Source organism: Proteiniphilum sp. (genome assembly GCF_034331125.1).
GTDB classification, from domain to species: Bacteria; Bacteroidota; Bacteroidia; order Bacteroidales; family Dysgonomonadaceae; genus Proteiniphilum; species Proteiniphilum saccharofermentans.
On sequence record NZ_JAXQGC010000028.1, the window covers coordinates 104,469 to 121,489 of the forward strand.

The 17,021-nt window shown below is 44.4% G+C and carries 13 protein-coding genes; 8 read left to right on the forward strand and 5 right to left on the reverse strand.

The features are described from left to right. The first annotated feature begins 3 nt into the window (after positions 1–3). The 4 genes from panD to ligA all read left to right on the forward strand — a co-directional run bounded on the left by panD (position 4) and on the right by ligA (position 5,004). Complete coding sequence (gene panD, locus U2P89_RS06135) at positions 4–354, forward strand: aspartate 1-decarboxylase (RefSeq protein WP_322190925.1); 351 nt, start codon at positions 4–6, stop codon at positions 352–354. A 66-nt stretch (positions 355–420) separates the two neighbouring features. Next, positions 421–1,743 carry an MATE family efflux transporter gene (locus U2P89_RS06140; protein WP_322190926.1) on the forward strand — a complete coding sequence of 441 codons (1,323 nt, stop codon included), beginning with the start codon at positions 421–423 and terminating at the stop codon, positions 1,741–1,743. Between the two features lie 132 nt (positions 1,744–1,875). Then, the gene (locus U2P89_RS06145) at positions 1,876–2,943 is read left to right on the forward strand and encodes a hypothetical protein (RefSeq protein ID WP_322190927.1); all 1,068 of its coding nucleotides are present in this window, start codon (positions 1,876–1,878) and stop codon (positions 2,941–2,943) included. 63 nt (positions 2,944–3,006) lie between these two features. After that, positions 3,007–5,004 carry an NAD-dependent DNA ligase LigA gene (gene ligA, locus U2P89_RS06150; RefSeq protein WP_322190928.1) on the forward strand — a complete coding sequence of 666 codons (1,998 nt, stop codon included), beginning with the start codon at positions 3,007–3,009 and terminating at the stop codon, positions 5,002–5,004. Positions 5,005–5,042: 38 nt separating this feature from the next. On the opposite strand, the gene U2P89_RS06155 is transcribed toward ligA, so the two are convergent. The 3 genes from U2P89_RS06155 to U2P89_RS06165 all read right to left on the reverse strand — a co-directional run bounded on the left by U2P89_RS06155 (position 5,043) and on the right by U2P89_RS06165 (position 7,631). Continuing rightward, positions 5,043–5,597: a hypothetical protein gene (locus tag U2P89_RS06155; protein WP_091905692.1), complete on the reverse strand. Its 555-nt coding sequence runs from the start codon at positions 5,595–5,597 to the stop codon at positions 5,043–5,045. 48 nt (positions 5,598–5,645) lie between these two features. Further along, the gene (locus U2P89_RS06160) at positions 5,646–6,536 is read right to left on the reverse strand and encodes a hypothetical protein (protein WP_091905689.1); all 891 of its coding nucleotides are present in this window, start codon (positions 6,534–6,536) and stop codon (positions 5,646–5,648) included. Between the two features lie 180 nt (positions 6,537–6,716). Beyond that, a complete protein-coding gene (locus tag U2P89_RS06165; RefSeq protein WP_092026601.1) occupies positions 6,717–7,631 on the reverse strand; it encodes a glutaminase in 915 nt (304 codons plus the stop codon). A gap of 288 nt (positions 7,632–7,919) precedes the next feature. On the opposite strand from U2P89_RS06165, the gene U2P89_RS06170 reads away from it, so the two are divergent. Then, complete coding sequence (locus U2P89_RS06170) at positions 7,920–10,109, forward strand: S46 family peptidase (RefSeq protein ID WP_322190929.1); 2,190 nt, start codon at positions 7,920–7,922, stop codon at positions 10,107–10,109. 67 nt (positions 10,110–10,176) lie between these two features. On the opposite strand, the gene U2P89_RS06175 is transcribed toward U2P89_RS06170, so the two are convergent. Further along, entirely contained in the window at positions 10,177–11,382 is a 1,206-nt protein-coding gene (locus tag U2P89_RS06175; protein WP_322190930.1) for an ROK family transcriptional regulator, read from the reverse strand. A 261-nt stretch (positions 11,383–11,643) separates the two neighbouring features. On the opposite strand from U2P89_RS06175, the gene U2P89_RS06180 reads away from it, so the two are divergent. The 3 genes from U2P89_RS06180 to U2P89_RS06190 all read left to right on the forward strand — a co-directional run bounded on the left by U2P89_RS06180 (position 11,644) and on the right by U2P89_RS06190 (position 15,915). Further along, positions 11,644–13,845 (forward strand): sodium-translocating pyrophosphatase, encoded by a 2,202-nt coding sequence (locus U2P89_RS06180; protein WP_322190931.1) that lies wholly within the window; start codon positions 11,644–11,646, stop codon positions 13,843–13,845. Between the two features lie 124 nt (positions 13,846–13,969). Then, positions 13,970–14,968, forward strand: a complete 999-nt coding sequence (locus U2P89_RS06185) for a malate dehydrogenase (RefSeq protein ID WP_322190932.1) — start codon at positions 13,970–13,972, stop codon at positions 14,966–14,968. Positions 14,969–15,276: 308 nt separating this feature from the next. Next, positions 15,277–15,915 (forward strand): DUF6266 family protein, encoded by a 639-nt coding sequence (locus tag U2P89_RS06190; protein WP_322190933.1) that lies wholly within the window; start codon positions 15,277–15,279, stop codon positions 15,913–15,915. Between the two features lie 583 nt (positions 15,916–16,498). On the opposite strand, the gene U2P89_RS06195 is transcribed toward U2P89_RS06190, so the two are convergent. Beyond that, a complete protein-coding gene (locus U2P89_RS06195) occupies positions 16,499–16,834 on the reverse strand; it encodes a transglutaminase-like domain-containing protein (protein WP_322190934.1) in 336 nt (111 codons plus the stop codon). Positions 16,835–17,021 lie beyond the last annotated feature (187 nt).

Here is a 17,021-nt window from a genome sequence, read left to right on the forward strand (position 1 = left end):
TATATGTGGTTAGAAATATTGAAATCCAAAATACATAGGGCAACGGTAACCGATGCCAATTTGAATTATGAAGGAAGCATCACGATCGATGAAGATCTGATTGATGCGGCCCACATGATCGTACATGAAAAAGTGGCGGTAGTGAATAATAATAACGGCGAGCGTTTTGAGACCTATGTGATCCGTGGTGAACGCGGATCAGGAATTATTTGCCTGAACGGAGCTGCTGCCCGGAAAGTACAGAAAGGCGATGTGATCATCATCATGAGCTACGCGTTGCTGTCGCCCGAAGAGGCAAAAACGTTCCAGCCTGCAGTCATTAATCTTGACGGTAACAACCGGATAAAAAAATAATCCTGTCGATAATCATACAGATCCGCCGGTTGCCAGAGCAATCGGCGGCTTTTTAGTTTAAAATAGGTGTATTCTAATAAGCACATCATCAAAATAAGTACGCCCATCCTGTTAAGTTTGCTTGCGCAAAACATCATTCAGGTGATTGACACCGCTTTTCTCGGTCGTGTAGGAGAAGTGGAACTGGGTGCATCAGCTTTGGCAGGGATCATTTATATCGCTTTATATACACTGGGTTTCGGATTCAGTATGGGGAGCCAGATCCTTATCGGGCGGAGAAATGGTGAGAAGAATTACAACAAGATAGGAGATATTGTTATTCAGGGAGCTATTTTCCTGCTTATCCCGGCTATATTGCTGATACCTCTGCTGCGCTACGGAGCTGTTCATTGGATACCGGCAATGTTTGAGTCGGCCGATGTTGCCGGGGCCGTAACGGAATATCTTGAATGGCGTGTTTTCGGTATTATTTTCGCCTTTGTCAATCTTATGTTCCGGGCGTTCTATATCGGCACCGCACGTACCAAAGTTCTTACTGTCAATGCTGTGGTGATGGCCGGGACGAATGTGATATTTGACTATGGTCTGATTTTCGGTAATCTGGGAATGCCCGAGTTGGGAATTGCCGGGGCAGCTATCGCATCGGTAATTGCAGAATTTGCTTCTACCGTTTTTCTGCTTGTTTATACACGCAAAACGGTTGATCTTGATAAATACGGTTTCAGGAAAATCAGGTTTCAATGGTCTGTAATTAAAAAAGTGCTGGATATTTCTGTCTTCATGATGGTGCAGTATCTTTTTTCCATTGTCACCTGGATGCTTTTCTTTGTGTTTATTGAGAATTATATGGGAGAAAGACCTCTGGCGGTAACCAATATCGTGCGGAGTTTTTACACTATTCTTACAATCCCTTCGCAAGCATTAGGGACCGTGGCGAGTACGCTGGTGAGCAATACCATCGGAGCGGACAAAAGAGATGAGGTGATCAATCTGATAAAACGAATAGCTTTTATAAGTCTGGGAGTAATGGTCTGCGTGATAGGTATTGTCTCTGCCTTTCCGAGGATGATGATCCGTATCTATACGGATGATCCCTCCCTTATCAATGATACCGTTTTGCCGTTTTATGTGCTTATCTCATCATTACCTATCTATAGTATGGGATCGGTACTGTTTAATTCCGTATCGGGCACAGGAAATACCCGTACCGCCCTTAAATTTGAGATTATCACACTGTTTTTTTATCTCTCATATATGTGGTTTGTCATTATTCACATGCGTTTTTCCGTGGCTGTGGCATGGACAACGGAACATGTGTATTGGCTCTTCTTGCTTACGCTTTCGTTTATTTACCTGCGTAGTGGCAAATGGAAGGAAAGGAAGATTTAAATTTCTGAATTTATATTATCTTTACCATCGGAAAGGAGATAAGATGGCCCGGTGGGATGATCTGAATAAATTAGGACGTCAATCAGTCAATAAGTCAGCATATATCAATACTATCGGTAAATCAATAAGGGTATGTGGAAAAGACTTGCCTTTGTAATATGTATATTATTTGTGATATCCGCGTTACATGCGCAAGAGTACCGCTGGAAGGTAGGACTTGATTATTTTTTCGATAATCAGGAATATGAGAGGTCTTCTTTCGCCGCTCCGCAGACTTTACACGGGATATGGCTGAATACGCTGGGAGGTGTCACATGGGATTCAACGCATACCATTTATGCGGGCATAGACCTGCTCAAGATTCCCGGAATGAAAAAAGCCGTCAATAAAACGGTTGTAACGCTCTATTACCAATATAAAAAGCCAGGGATACTTTTACGGGCGGGAGCTTTTCCGCGAAAAGAGGTGCTATCTAACTATTCCGACCTCTTTTTCAGGGATTCGGTGAATTATTTTATGCCGCTTATGCAGGGTGTTTTTTTGCAGATAGGAAAGGACGATAACTTCTTTAATGCATGGATGGACTGGACCGGGCATGCGGCGGCGGATACCCGGGAAAGTTTTTATCTGGGTCTCTCGGGAAAAATCTCCGGAGGAATCTTCTTCGGCGATTTTCAGTCTTATCTTTTTCATTATGCAGGTACCTTTCCCGAAAATCCAGCCTATGGCGTAAGCGAACAAATACAGGGTATGGCATCGGTGGGGCTGGAATATGAGGCGGCAAACAGCTTTAAAGGATTATTGTCCGCCGGTATTTTTGCCGGATTCGAAAGGGATCGGGAAGCGGAAGAGAGTTATAAACCGGTAGGCTTTACCGCAAGGGCTGATGCCGAATTGTACGGGATCGGTACGGAGAACAGGTTGTATACCGGAGATGCACGGATGCGCTTATTCCCCGTATATGGCGGAAATCTCTATTGGGGCACCCCATTCCTGAGAGGTTCTACTTACCTCCAAAGCAAATGGTATATACGTCTGCTGGAGTCGCATCATGTCTCTGCACGGATCAACTGCAACCTTCATTTTTCAGAAGGACATGTATTGTTTCAGCAAGTGTTTTCCATTACGGCGAATATTGGTAATTTCTACAAACCTGCGAAGAAGAAAGTGGATTATCCATGGATGGAGATCTTCCGCTAATCCCTTTTTTCCTTTGGAATGAATTTTTCTCCGCATTATCTTTGTCAATAAAAACTATCAAAAATGGAATCAGTCAAACAGCAGATTGAATCACTTCGCTCCCAGCTGCACGAGCATAATTATAATTATTACATATTATCGCAACCTACGATCTCCGATTTTGAATTTGACCGGTTGATGCGACAACTGATGGAATTGGAAGCAGCATACCCTGAATATTATGACCCTAATTCGCCATCAGTACGGGTGGGAAGCGATATTAACAATAATTTCACACAGGTGGTTCATCGTTTTCCCATGCTTTCGCTTCAGAATACCTATTCGGAGGCAGAGGTGGCTGATTTCTACAACCGGGTGAAGCGGACGTTGAACGAAGAGTTCGAGATAGTATGCGAGCTGAAGTTTGACGGTACTTCCATTTCCCTGGTCTATGAGAACGGCCGGCTGGCACGGGCGGTGACCCGTGGTGACGGACGGAAAGGTGATGATGTGACTGCCAATGTGCGGACCATCCGCAATATACCATTGGTGTTGAAAGGTGATGATGTACCGCCTTATATTGAGGTTCGGGGTGAGATATTGATGCCGTGGAGTTCTTTTGATGCACTGAACAAAGAGCGGGCTGAACAGGAAGAACCTCTGTTTGCCAATCCGCGCAATGCCGCTTCGGGTACCCTGAAAATGCAGGATTCCCGGGTGGTGGCTTCCCGTAAGCTGGAATCCTATATCTATTCAATGTTGGGTGATTCCCTCCCGTCTCGCAGCCATTTTGAGAATATGACCCTGGCTCGCAAATGGGGGTTGAACGTATCCGACACTATGAGAAAATGCAGTACTCTGGAGGAGATCTTCACTTATCTGAAAGAGTGGGATGTTGCACGAAAGACACTTCCGGTGATTACCGATGGAGTTGTACTGAAGGTAGATTCACTGACACAGCAACGGAATTTAGGGGCTACCTCCAAATTTCCCCGATGGTCTATCGCTTTTAAATTCAATGCGGAACAGGCGGTTACACGCCTAGAATCGGTTTCCTATCAGGTGGGACGGACAGGCGCCGTTACTCCTGTTGCCAATCTGGAGCCGGTATTGTTGTCCGGCACTACAGTGAAAAGAGCTTCTCTTTACAATGAAGATGCGATCCTTGCCCTTGACCTGCATATTGGCGACAGGGTCTATGTGGAGAAAGGAGGAGAAATCATTCCCAAGATTACCGGTGTAGATAAGGAAGCTCGTTTCTTATTGGGTGATAAGGTTACTTTTACCCGCAAATGCCCTGATTGCGGAACCCCTTTGGTGCGCAATGAGGACGAGGCCGTCTATTACTGTCCCAACAGTGAGGGATGTCCTACGCAGATAAAGGGGCGTATCGAACACTTTGTCACCCGTAAAGCCATGGATATCACCATAGGTCCGGAGACTATCAATCTGCTCTATGAGAAACGGTTGATCTGTGATGCTGCCGATCTTTACCTGTTGCGGTTCGAAGACCTTGTCTATTTGGAGCGTTGGGGAGAAACAAGCGCCAATAATCTGCTGGAAAGTATAGAGAGATCGAAATCAGTACCCTATGAACGGGTTCTGTATGCCCTGGGCATCCGCTTTGTGGGTGAGACCGTAGCCCAGAAACTGGCACAGGCATTTCCGGATATCGATCAGTTGGCTCAGGCGACTGTGGAGCAACTGATCACTGTGGATGAAATTGGCGAGCGGATCGCCCGAAGTGTGACCGCTTACTTTGCCAATCCTCTCTATTCCAATTTCGTTCAACGGTTACGGCAATATGGGTTACAGTTTGCATTGAGCGAAGAGGTGCTGGCTGCAAAGACCGATAAATTGAAAGGATTATCTATCGTCATCAGCGGAACATTCGAACTCCATTCGCGGGATGAGTACAAGGCTATGATCCTGCAAAACGGGGGAAAGAACAGCGGGTCAGTTTCGAAAAATACCGACTACATTCTTGCCGGAGAGAATATGGGACCGGCCAAATTAGAAAAAGCGGAAAAATTAGGTGTGAAAATTATTGACGAACAGACTTTTCTGGGGATGTTGCAATAAACCAGGCGGTTCACGCTATCCCATGATCCCGTTTTACCCTACTTGTTATTATAGGCTTTAACCAGCCGATCGGTTCTTTCGTGCCTTTTCCTGTTACGGGTACGTATTGGATCGAAATCCCGGCCGGAAGGTTTCACTATTTGGCCGCCGGTGGGGATTATTTGCATATTCTTTCCAACAAACTCATACCGAACCGATCCTGCCGGTCGTTGATTGATTGGAGGAGCATTGGTGACAGTCGTATTTATGTGTATTTTGTATTTTTCCGGGGGATTAAGTAACTGTATCTTGTCTCCTCTTGTGGGAAGCCTGGTTGTTGGAGATACTTTGAGGATTTCTCTGTCTTGCTCCGGTAATATCTGGGGAGAATGTTGATATTGTTGCTGTCCGGATTGTTTTTCGGGCGTAATGAGTGACTGACGAAGTCTTTTTTTCATTTCATCATTCAAATCCTGTGCATGTAATTCCGTTACGATCAATCCGAATAGTATACACAAAGGTATCAAACAGGAAGCATTTTTCATCTGTTCATTGTTATTACCGGAAAGGGGGCAATTACTAATATAGATGCCTGTATTCCGGAAATGCTGCATGATTTTCCGTTAAAGAAATTTATCGGAGTGTTAAAACGACGAAAAATGCTAATCTTTCATATCGAAACTATACGAACCGATATGATGTCCGTCGGCAAAAATATCGACTTTATAAGTGCCGGGCATCAGGAATTCCTCAATATCCCAGTACATAGTGACTGGCATCTCTTCCCCGCCATATTCCACAATTCGTCTCATGGAAAAGAGAATATTCCCGTTTTCATAAGGAAAAGTGTTGGATGGGCTTTTTGAAAGGACTGACCCGTCGGGTGTCATTATGCGGGCGTAGACGGTACGTTCACCCGGTTCGGCGGTGATATTGCGGGCGATGGTAAAAGATACTACGAATTGTGTGCTTCGGCTCAGACGCGTCTGTTCCCTGCCTCTGTCGTTTACCGCTTTGGCATTAATGTTGGTGGCTACCAATTGCGCTGCCAGCGATACTCTCTCTGAGAGTTGCTCCCGCTCCTGGGATACCTTTCTGAGGGTCTGTGTGGTTTTTTGGTATTGATCGGTAATCTGTCGGTTTTCAGCACGAAGTTGTTCATTCAGCCTGTTGAGTGAATCAATTTGTTGTACATAAGAACGAAGAATTTTGCGCAATGTGGCCAGTTCATCTTTTAACCGTTTGATCTCGGCCTGGTCACTTGCTTTGGTCATGCGGAGCTCTTCCTGTAAACGAAGTACCTTGGCTTGTTCATTCTCCAGTTTGTACAACAGGGAATCGTTCTGGACACTGAACTTGAACCCTTCGTATTGCAGTGAAATAGCTTCGTATTCATCTTCCAGTTCCTGTTTGTCGATGGTGAATTGTTCCTGCATTTCACTCATCTGTGTATTCCTGGTAATGAGGAATCCGATGAGAATAGCCATCACTATGACGAGTACACCTATTACGGCAATCAGCTGTGGAGTTCGTTCCTTTAAGTTTATCTTCATCTAAGTGCTTATTTTCCAATCGACCGCAAAAATAACCCTTTTCAGGTTAAAGCCCAATGATTCACTGTCCTTTTTTGTAAATTTAAGAATTGATAAATCTCTTAACTCTCGCATGTAAATTTAGTTGCATACATTAACTATTCCTATTTGCGAGAGTTGGGTAAATCACACTCCTTTCCATTAAAATATAGAAGAGCTGGTTTTGGTGGTGAATTCTTCCAGAAACAGCATACCCTTATATGAATTTCCTTTTTTGTTGAGGCGGGGACTCCATACCGTAATGACATATTTTTCAGGATGGACGGCTACGATGCCTCCCCCTACACCGCTTTTTCCGGGTAGGCCGACTTTAAAGGTGAATTCGCCCGCTTCATCATAAAATCCGCAAGTCTGCATAAGAGCGTTGACCCTTTTGGTCCGGCTCACAGAGAGTATCTGTTCGCCTGAATAAGGGACAATTCCGTTGTTGGCAAGAAAAAGAAATGACTGAGAGAGTTCCTTGCAGCTCATTTCTATTGAGCAGATATGAAAATATATATCCATCACCCTGTCAATATCATTTTTGATATTTCCGAATGATTTCATAAGATTGACCAAGGCATAGTTTCTGTAACCCGTTTTTTTCTCCGATAAAGCTACTTTGGGATTATAATCGATACTGTTTATACCTGTTATCCGTTGGATAAACGAAAGTATATTTTCTTTGGGAGAGGCCAACTCACTTGCAAGAATATCGCAAATTACAATGGCGCCGGCGTTGATGAACGGATTACGCGGTATACCTTTGTCATACTCCAACTGAACCAATGAGTTGAAGGGTGTGCCTGCCGGTTCCAGTCCGGTTCGTTCCCAAATACTGCTCTTTATTCGGGAATAGGCAAGTACGAAGGTGAACACTTTGGCAATACTCTGAATGGAAAAACGCTTTTCGGCATCCCCAAAAGCAAATTCTTCACCTCCGATGGTGGTAAGATGTACGCCGAACTGATCGGGATTTATATGCGCTAATTCAGGGATGTAATTGGCTGCCTCTCCGGTGTCTTCTATAGATTGTAATTCACGGTGAATTTCCTGGAAAAGTGTTTCGTAATGCATTTTGTTTTAGAAATAAGAAATGAGAACTAAAAACTAGGAATTTAGAACTGGAAGCAATGAATTATAAGAATTAAGCTTCAGCCTTACACTCCAAAGATAGGGAAAAACATACATTGTTAACCCTTCTTATTGACATTTTTCTTAACTTTATCGGCCCAAACGGAAAATTAATGTGCCAATATGTATAATGGGAGACTGGGGAGACGGGGAGATTTTTAATCCCGGATTCGACATTCCAAATTCCAAGTCTTGCCTCTTGGTTCTTGTGTATAAAAAATATATAATCATATGAAGAAATTGGTGTTATATCTGACCCTGTGTTACTCTTTTGTCTTTACCGCATCTGCCGATGAGGGGATGTGGATGCTCCATCTGTTGAAACAGCAAAAGTTCTCCGAGATGCAAAAACTCGGTTTGGAACTGGAGGATTACGATATTTATGACCCGGATGGTATTTCGTTGAAAGATGCGGTTGTCTTTTTTGGAAGAGGGTGCACTGGAGAAGTAATCTCGTCAGAGGGGTTGGTACTTACCAATCATCATTGCGGATATGGACAGATACAGAGTCACAGTTCTTTAGAGAATAATTATCTGGATGATGGCTTTTGGGCAATGACAAGAGCCGAGGAACTTCCTAACCCCGGGCTGACTGTCACCTTTATCGACCGGATGGAAGATGTGACCGATTATGTGAAACAGTGCCTTGAAAGGGATAAAGAGCAGGATACCGATGCTGTTTTCTTTCTGTCACCCTCTTATCTTAACCGCATTGCACGGGAGAGAGCAGGAGGGGAGCTTTTGTCTGCTCCAGGTATCGAGGTGGAGATAAAACCATTCTTTAATGGTAACCAGTATTTTATGTTTACTAAAAAAATCTATTCGGACGTCCGTCTCGTGGGTGCTCCGCCGAGTTCCATCGGCAAGTTTGGCGCCGATACCGATAACTGGATGTGGCCCCGTCATACGGGTGATTTCTCATTGTTCCGTGTGTATGCCGATAAAAAGGGAAATCCTGCCGATTACTCGCCCGAGAATGTGCCGTTAAAACCGAAACGGTGGTTGAAAATTTCCACCGGAGGAGTTGAGGAGGACGACTTTGCGATGATCATGGGATTTCCCGGTACAACCCACAAGTATTATACTTCGTGGGAGGTGGCCGAACGAAGGGATATCGACAACCGGGTGCGGATCGATATGCGGGAGGTACGCCAGAATGCCATGCTGGAAGAGATGCTGAGCGACCCGGCAGTGAAGATCCAATATGCGGCTAAGTATTCCGGCTCCACCAATGCTTATAAGAATGCTATCGGAACCAATTGGGCAATTGATATGCGCGATTTTGAGCAATTGAAATTGGAACAGCAGAATCGTCTGTCGGAATGGGCAAAAAAGAATAAAAAGCAGCAGTATATTAGAGCTTTGAAAGAGATTGAACGAATGGTTCAAGAAAGAGCCGATCTCCGTTACAGAAGCTGGATGCTAAATGAAGGGATTATACGGGCAGTGGAATTTGCCAATGTGCCGTTAAAAGGATGGGATATATTATTGCAAGTTGTGGATGGTGTAGAGGAAGATATGCAGAGAGCGGTTTCGCAATTGGAACAGGATTATAATTTATTTGCTGATAAAGATTATAATATTGCTGTAGATAAAAAGATATCGACAGCCATGATCACTGAGTACACCCGGCTGGTTGAAAGGGAAAAGCAACCCCTTTTCTTCGATCTTCTCTATACCCGGTTCCGTGGCGAAGTGGAGGCGTTTGTGGATTATATTTTTACTTATTCCCTGTTCGGGAATCGCGGGAACTGGGACTCGTTTTGTTCCGACCCCTTGGCATTTGTCTCCGATAAGGAAAAGTTAGAGCAGTTGCGAAATGACCCCATGTTTTGGTTTGCACGCTCGGTAACCGAAGAGGCACTTTCGCTCAGTGATCAACTCAGTAATTATGATGTGCCGTTTTCGTTGGCACGCCGCACGTATCTGGAAGGCATTCTGGCTATGGATGGGTCCTATACCCATTTTCCTGATGCTAATCTGACACTGCGTTTGACATACGGACAGGTGAAAGGCTACCATCCACGTGATGCAGTCACTTATGCCCATCAGACCACTTTGAAAGGTGTGATGGAAAAAGAGGATCCCGATAACTGGGAGTTTGTGGTGGCAGAAAAGCTGAAAACTCTTTACCGGGAAAAGGATTTTGGCAATTATGCCCTGCCTGATGGTAATATGCCGGTTAATTTTGCAGCTACCACCCATACTACAGGAGGCAATTCCGGAAGCCCTGTGTTGAACGGCAAAGGAGAATTGATTGGCCTCAATTTCGACCGGAACTGGGAAGGAGTAGGAGGGGATATACAGTATTTACCCGATTACCAGAGAAGTATCATCGTAGATATCCGGTATGTGCTTTTTGTCATCGATAAGTTCGCAGGAGCCGGCCATCTGATAGAAGAGTTGGAACTATTTCGTTAAGCAATATGGGCAGAGCCAAGCTTGCTTGAGCTATGCCATTGCGAGAAATAGTCTAATGTAATTGAACTTATTCGTTAAACAGGCGGCTTCGGGCAATCATGCAGGCACCGATGATCCCGGCCTTGTTCTTCAGTTTTGATGTTACGATGCGGGTATCCTTATTTACCAGATTCAGGGAGTGTTTTCGGATGGAACTCCGTATGGGTAGCATGATAAACCCTTCTGTTTCGGCTACTTGTCCGCCAATAATCACCAGCTCCGGATTGAAGATATTGATGAGGCCGGCAATATATTTTCCCAATTTATACCCCACCTCCTCCACGATCTCGATACAGAGAGGATCTTCCATATTGGTAGCCTTGATAATGTCGGTAAGGGTGAGTTTATTGATATCTTTTATCTGCTCTGTGAGGAGAGTACTTTCTCCTTTTGCGATACGCTCCATCACCATTCTGTGTATTGCCACACCGGATGCTTCTGTTTCGAGGCATCCTTTTTTCCCACAATGACAAAGAATCTCATTCTCGAAAATCGGAAAATGGCCGAATTCACCGGAAAAACCTGATTTCCCGTAATAGGGCTTCCCGTCGATAATAATACCGATACCCAACCCCCAGGAAATATTTACAAAAATGACATTCTGTTCCCCTTCCGACACACCCTTCATATATTCGCCATATGCCATGGCACGAGTGTCATTGTCAATGCCTACATTGTAATTCAGCCGTTTTGTAAGCGTTTCACTGATCGGGTTTTCACTGAAATAAAAGCTGCTGTAACTGTACCCCGATTCGGGATTTACACGGCCTGAAATGTTCAGGTTAATGTTGAGAATCTTTTTTTTGAGTTCTCCGGTCTTGTCAATAAATTTCTGGATATGGTCACAAAGAAGATCAAATGATTCCGTTGTATTTTCATAAGTGTAGGGAATACTCATCTGATATTCAGCTATATTTCCTGTAAAGTCCATCAAGGCTATGTTCAGGTGATGCCGGCTCATATCCACTCCTACAAAATAAGCGGAAGTAGGGTTTAATCCGTATACGCTCGGATGTCTCCCGCCGGTCGTCTGAATCTTGCCGAATTCGGCTATCAATCCCTGATCTTTGAGTTCGGCTATAAATTTGGTTATAGTGGGTACACTAAGGTCGAGCTCTTTGGATAACTCAGCAATTGTGTCATTCCCCGTAGTGATAAAGTGATTGATAATGTCTTTCTTTATCTGGACATTTTTCGGGCTCTTATCGCTTTTTAAAAGAAAATTCTTTACCATGATATAATCTGTTTAGTGTGCGAATCCGGATCGCTCAAATCCATTACCGTGAAACAATCCGTCATGATGGGAAATCCCTGCGACGAAACAAACAAAGTTATGAAAAAAATGGTCTCACAAGGGTAAAATATCAAGAAATCTTTGAGATATGCCTTTCCTGTTTTTTCTTTTTTGGTATCTTTGTCCCAAATAGCATTAATACCTATTTTTTAGTGACCTGTTTTATGGAATAAAAACATAATATTAAACTGTTAATAATCTATGAATTACTTTTACCTTCTACCAGTTGCCTCTGTTGTGGCACTGATTTTTGCTTATTACTTCTTTAAGAGAATGATGAAGGAAAGTGAGGGCACGGAAAAAATGAAGACCATTGCCCGTCACGTTCGAGAGGGAGCCATGTCGTACCTGAAACAACAGTACAAAGTGGTGACAGCGGTATTTATTGTCCTGGCTCTTCTTTTTGCTGTCATGGCTTTCTTCGGCCTACAAAACAGTTGGGTGCCGTTCGCTTTTCTTACCGGTGGTTTTTTCTCGGGTCTGGCAGGGTTCTTCGGTATGAAGACGGCCACCTATGCATCGGCCAGGACGGCCAATGCTGTACGTCGTTCGTTGAATAGCGGGCTGCAGGTAGCATTCCGGTCGGGTGCCGTGATGGGGCTTGTTGTAGTGGGGCTGGCATTGCTCGATATCTCTGCATGGTACCTGATCCTGGATCACTTTGTGGAGGATGCCGATGCCGGCCATAAGTTGATCATGATCACCACCACCATGCTTACCTTTGGGATGGGGGCTTCTACACAAGCCTTGTTTGCCCGTGTAGGCGGCGGGATCTATACCAAGGCAGCCGATGTGGGTGCCGACCTGGTAGGGAAAGTAGAGGCTGGTATTCCGGAAGATGATCCACGTAATCCGGCTACCATTGCCGATAATGTGGGAGACAATGTGGGAGACGTGGCAGGAATGGGTGCCGACCTCTATGAATCTTATTGCGGCTCTATCCTTTCTACAGCTGCATTAGGAGCATCGGCCTTTATAATGAATCCGTCGATGCAGAAGAATGCCGTATTTGCCCCTATGATCATTGCCGCCATTGGTGTGTTTCTTTCCATTCTTGGGATCTTTTTGGTAAGGACAAAAGAAAATGCTTCTGTAAAACAATTGATGGATTCTCTTAACCGGGGGGTGAATGTAAGTGCGATCCTGATCGCCGGTGCCACATTCGGTATTTTGTACCTGCTGGGTTTCAGTAACTGGGTGGGATTGTCCTTCTCTGTAATCGCCGGTCTCCTTGCCGGGATTATCATCGGGCAGGGCACCGAATATTTTACATCACATTCCTATAAACCGACAAGAGGTATTGCTGCCAGTGCCCAGACCGGCCCTGCTACAGTAATCATCTCCGGAATGGGGACAGGGTTTATATCCACGGTGATACCGGTAGTTACCATTGTGTTGGCTATTGTGATTTCCTACCTTTCCGCCATTCGTTTCGATGTAGAGAATATGATCTCTGCAGGCAACCTGAGTATGGGACTATACGGTATCGCCATTGCTGCGGTGGGGATGCTCTCCACACTGGGAATTACCCTGGCTACCGATGCCTATGGTCCTATCGCCGATAATGCCGGCGGAAATGCAGAGATGAGCGGGCTGGAGCCGGAAGTGAGAAAACGTACCGACGCACTGGATGCGTTGGGAAATACTACAGCCGCTACGGGTAAAGGATTTGCCATAGGATCGGCAGCACTCACCGGGCTGGCGTTGCTCGCGTCCTACGTGGAGGAGATACGGATCGGGATGTTGCGGCTGGGAGACGACCTGTTGGAGTTGGCTAACGGTGAAACGGTAGAGGTGGCAAAAGCCAGTTTCGTGGACTTCATGGATTATTTTCAGGTGACGCTTATGAACCCAAAGGTGTTGGCCGGTATCTTCATCGGGTCGATGATGGCGTTCCTGTTTTGCGGCCTCACCATGAACGCCGTGGGAAGGGCCGCGCAGAAGATGGTGGACGAGGTGCGCCGCCAGTTCCGTGAGATAAAAGGGATAATGACAGGAGAGACTACGCCTGACTATGCGCGCTGTGTGGCTATCTCTACCAAGGGGGCACAGCGGGAGATGTTGTTGCCTTCGCTGTTGGCCATTATCATACCCATATTGACCGGTTTGATTTTTGGTGTAGCCGGAGTAATGGGACTGCTGGCAGGCGGTTTGGGTGCCGGTTTCGTACTTGCCGTCTTTATGGCCAATTCAGGTGGAGCCTGGGATAATGCAAAAAAATATATCGAAGAGGGTCATTTGGGCGGAAAAGGAAGCGAAGCGCATAAGGCCACTGTGGTGGGTGATACTGTGGGTGATCCTTTTAAAGATACTTCCGGCCCCTCGCTCAATATCCTTATCAAGTTGATGAGTATGGTGGCGATCGTGATGGCCGGTTTAACGGCAGCATGGAGCTTGCTGTAACCCATCTCTTTTAGCGTTTATTATTAGTTGGTATGCCTCCTGATACGGCAATATTTTGTATATTTGAAGCCTCAAATCACACTTGTATCAGGACGTATTATTAACATTCAAATATAAATCAATTATGAGCTTTCTGACGAACGACAAATTAACGATTGTAGGAGCTGCCGGCATGATCGGTTCCAATATGGTGCAAACAGCAGCCATGATGCGTTTAACGCCCAATATCTGCCTTTATGACCCGTTTGCATTGGGTCTAGAAGGAGTAGTGGAGGAGATGCGCCATTGTGGCTTCGAAGGAGTAAACTTCACTTACTCCACAGATGTGAAAGAAGCTTTCACCGGTTCCAAGTACATGATCTCTTCAGGTGGTGCACCCCGTAAGGACGGTATGACCCGTGAAGACCTGCTGAAAGGCAATGCGGAAATCGCTGCCCAACTGGGAAAAGATATCAAGGCATATTGCCCCGACCTGAAACATCTGACCATCATCTTCAACCCGGCTGATATTACCGGACTGGTAGCCCTGATCTATTCAGGATTGAAACCGTCTCAAGTAACTACATTGGCGGCGTTGGACAGCACCCGTCTGCAAAGCGAACTGGCAAAACATTTCGGCGTGGAGCAGAGCAAAGTGACCGGTGCCCGCACCTATGGCGGTCACGGCGAACAGATGGCTGTTTTCGCTTCTACTGCCAAAGTGGACGGCAAACCGCTTACTGAACTGATCGGAACTGATGCTCTCACTAATGAACAATGGGCTGAATTAAAAACACGCGTAACCAAAGGTGGTGCCAATATCATCAAACTGCGCGGCCGTTCTTCTTTCCAGAGCCCCTCTTACACTTCGGTTGAGATGATCCGTGCTACAATGGGCGGCGAATCTTTCCGTTGGCCGTCAGGATGCTATGTAAACATCCCCGGGTTCGAACATATCATGATGGCGATGGAAACTACACTTGACAAGAATGGTGTTTCATTCGGTGAAGTGAAAGGTACCGATGCTGAAATTGCTGAACTGAAACAGAGCTATGGACATCTGGTGAAATTGCGTGACGAAGTGATCGCTATGGGTATTATCCCGCCGGTAGATCAGTGGAACAGCGTAAATCCGAATCTGTAAATCGGGGTTTAAAACCAAAAGATACTGTATATTAAAAAGCCGGCTCCCTAAAGGGCCGGTTTTTTAATATATACAAGTCATACATCGTTGAAATTCTGACGTACCTGGGTCGTATCTCACTCGTACCTGGGTCGTACCTCGTTCGGATAAATCAGACGAAAGCAAGTTTCGGGTAAGACTTAAACAAAACGTAAATATGAGTGAATATCAGATAAAAACCAGATAAAACAAGCGATAAATATTTGGTATTATCATTTTAATTGCATTACTTTGACCTATATAACGCTTATAATCAAAAGAAAAACAGTATGGGCAGAGTAAAAGATGGTACTTTTGGAGGATTCTCCGGTAAAGTGGGGAATGTGGTAGGCGCGTCGTGGAGGGACATCGATTATATCAGAAGCCTGCCTGCCAGAGTGAATGATCCCAAAACAAAAAAACAGCTCAAACAGCGAAGTCGGTTATCGGTCGCCATGAATTTTCTGGGAACTATTACTCCATTTCTCAGGATTGGTTTCCAGTCTCAAGCCAATGGAAGGATGACCGCATTTAATGCAGCCATGTCTTACAACATGAAGTTTGCCGTGAAAGAAGGAGATCAGGGAGTGGGGTTGGATTATCCGAATGTACTTGTTTCCCTGGGTTCGCTAAGCAGTGCCTCCAACGTGCATGCCGAAGTTGTGGAGGGTGAATTACGGGTCAACTGGGAGACGAACGCAGAAGGAAATGCCTGGTTCGACGACATGGTTATGTTGGTTGCCCACGACCCGGCAAAAAGTGTATCGGTGTATGATCTCAATGCCGGTAAAAGAGCAAACAAGAAGGCCGGTTTGTCATTGCCGCCAGATTGGAAAGGAGATATGATAGAGACTTATCTGGCATTTAAAACTGCCGATGGGACGGTAGTGTCCGATAGTCTTTATACAGGCCGATATCTGGTTTGTTGAAGTTTATTTTTGGTTGTCCCTTACTTCCATTGTGCGAAATTTACACTGGATAGCAGAGTTATCATGTCATGAAATCAAATCCATGTTAATAAACATTTCTTCAGATTTAATTTGTAGATTTGCAGGAAGAAAATATTTATACCGAGATGGCCCAGATTTATGATAATATTCAAACTAAATTCACAGAAGGTCTCCAATCTATTATTTCTAATTCTCAGGTAAAAAGGGTAGACTTTTGCGTGGGATACTTCAATCTGCGTGGTTGGGAATTGGTATCCATAAGTTAAAAACATAAATATTCGTAATGGTTTCCATTTTTTCAAATATCTATCAACGAAATCTTTTTCTCGTGTCAAGGTCAGAAATTAGATCTGGCATTCTGTTCCGTGCATCAGTTATCAAGTCGTTAAGTTCTTTGTTAGATGAAAATAATCCATAAAATATCTCATTAGCAGTAAAAACTCCATTGTCAGCATTATCAATTAATTCTTTTACACGAGAATCTTCCAATTTTGGATTTCGAAATTGTCTGTTTTTGTGAGTGATATATAAATTATAATTATCAATCCCGTAATTTAAGGTATCAATTTGAATCAATTCGTATCCCATTCCACGCATGGCTTAAATCTGCAATATTTCCGAATATATCTCTTGTATATCCACTTATCAGGTGACTTTCTAATCCAACCGATTTACTCATTGCAAGAAAAAGTTCTGAGTAATGCTGACATACGCCCTGTCTTTCATTAAGAACTTCGTTAATAATTTCTTGGTCAGAATCATAGCATTTGCCCGAATTTATTTGAGTCAAGTCATATTTGATATTATGAGCAATCCAAATGTAAATCGCTCGTGCTTTATCTATATCCGTTTCTAAGCCCTTGGTTAAATAGTCCGCAATCTGAATGTAGTCTGTCAAAGAATCGGGTACAGTTTTGGAATTTATATCAATTTCAGAATAATCTGATTGACTAAATCCAACCCAACTTTCACCCTCAAAATTATTTTTGATAAAAAATGAGCCTGTTTTATGCTCCTTTGATGTGATAGCCTTTAATACTCCCTATTCTCTGTACCGTCTAAGCAGGGTTTTTAACTAAAATAAT

What these genes read in the sequence shown, in the direction of transcription:
- U2P89_RS06145 (WP_322190927.1), top strand. Translation starts at nt 1,876, where the DNA reads ATGTGGAAAAGACTTGCCTTTGTAATATGTATATTATTTGTGATATCC.
- U2P89_RS06190 (WP_322190933.1), top strand. Translation starts at nt 15,277, where the DNA reads ATGGGCAGAGTAAAAGATGGTACTTTTGGAGGATTCTCCGGTAAAGTG.
- U2P89_RS06175 (WP_322190930.1), bottom strand. Translation starts at nt 11,382, where the DNA reads ATGGTAAAGAATTTTCTTTTAAAAAGCGATAAGAGCCCGAAAAATGTC.
- U2P89_RS06160 (WP_091905689.1), bottom strand. Translation starts at nt 6,536, where the DNA reads ATGAAGATAAACTTAAAGGAACGAACTCCACAGCTGATTGCCGTAATA.
- U2P89_RS06180 (WP_322190931.1), top strand. Translation starts at nt 11,644, where the DNA reads ATGAATTACTTTTACCTTCTACCAGTTGCCTCTGTTGTGGCACTGATT.
- U2P89_RS06165 (WP_092026601.1), bottom strand. Translation starts at nt 7,631, where the DNA reads ATGCATTACGAAACACTTTTCCAGGAAATTCACCGTGAATTACAATCT.
- panD (WP_322190925.1), top strand. Translation starts at nt 4, where the DNA reads ATGTGGTTAGAAATATTGAAATCCAAAATACATAGGGCAACGGTAACC.
- U2P89_RS06155 (WP_091905692.1), bottom strand. Translation starts at nt 5,597, where the DNA reads ATGCAGCATTTCCGGAATACAGGCATCTATATTAGTAATTGCCCCCTT.
- U2P89_RS06170 (WP_322190929.1), top strand. Translation starts at nt 7,920, where the DNA reads ATGAAGAAATTGGTGTTATATCTGACCCTGTGTTACTCTTTTGTCTTT.
- U2P89_RS06185 (WP_322190932.1), top strand. Translation starts at nt 13,970, where the DNA reads ATGAGCTTTCTGACGAACGACAAATTAACGATTGTAGGAGCTGCCGGC.
- ligA (WP_322190928.1), top strand. Translation starts at nt 3,007, where the DNA reads ATGGAATCAGTCAAACAGCAGATTGAATCACTTCGCTCCCAGCTGCAC.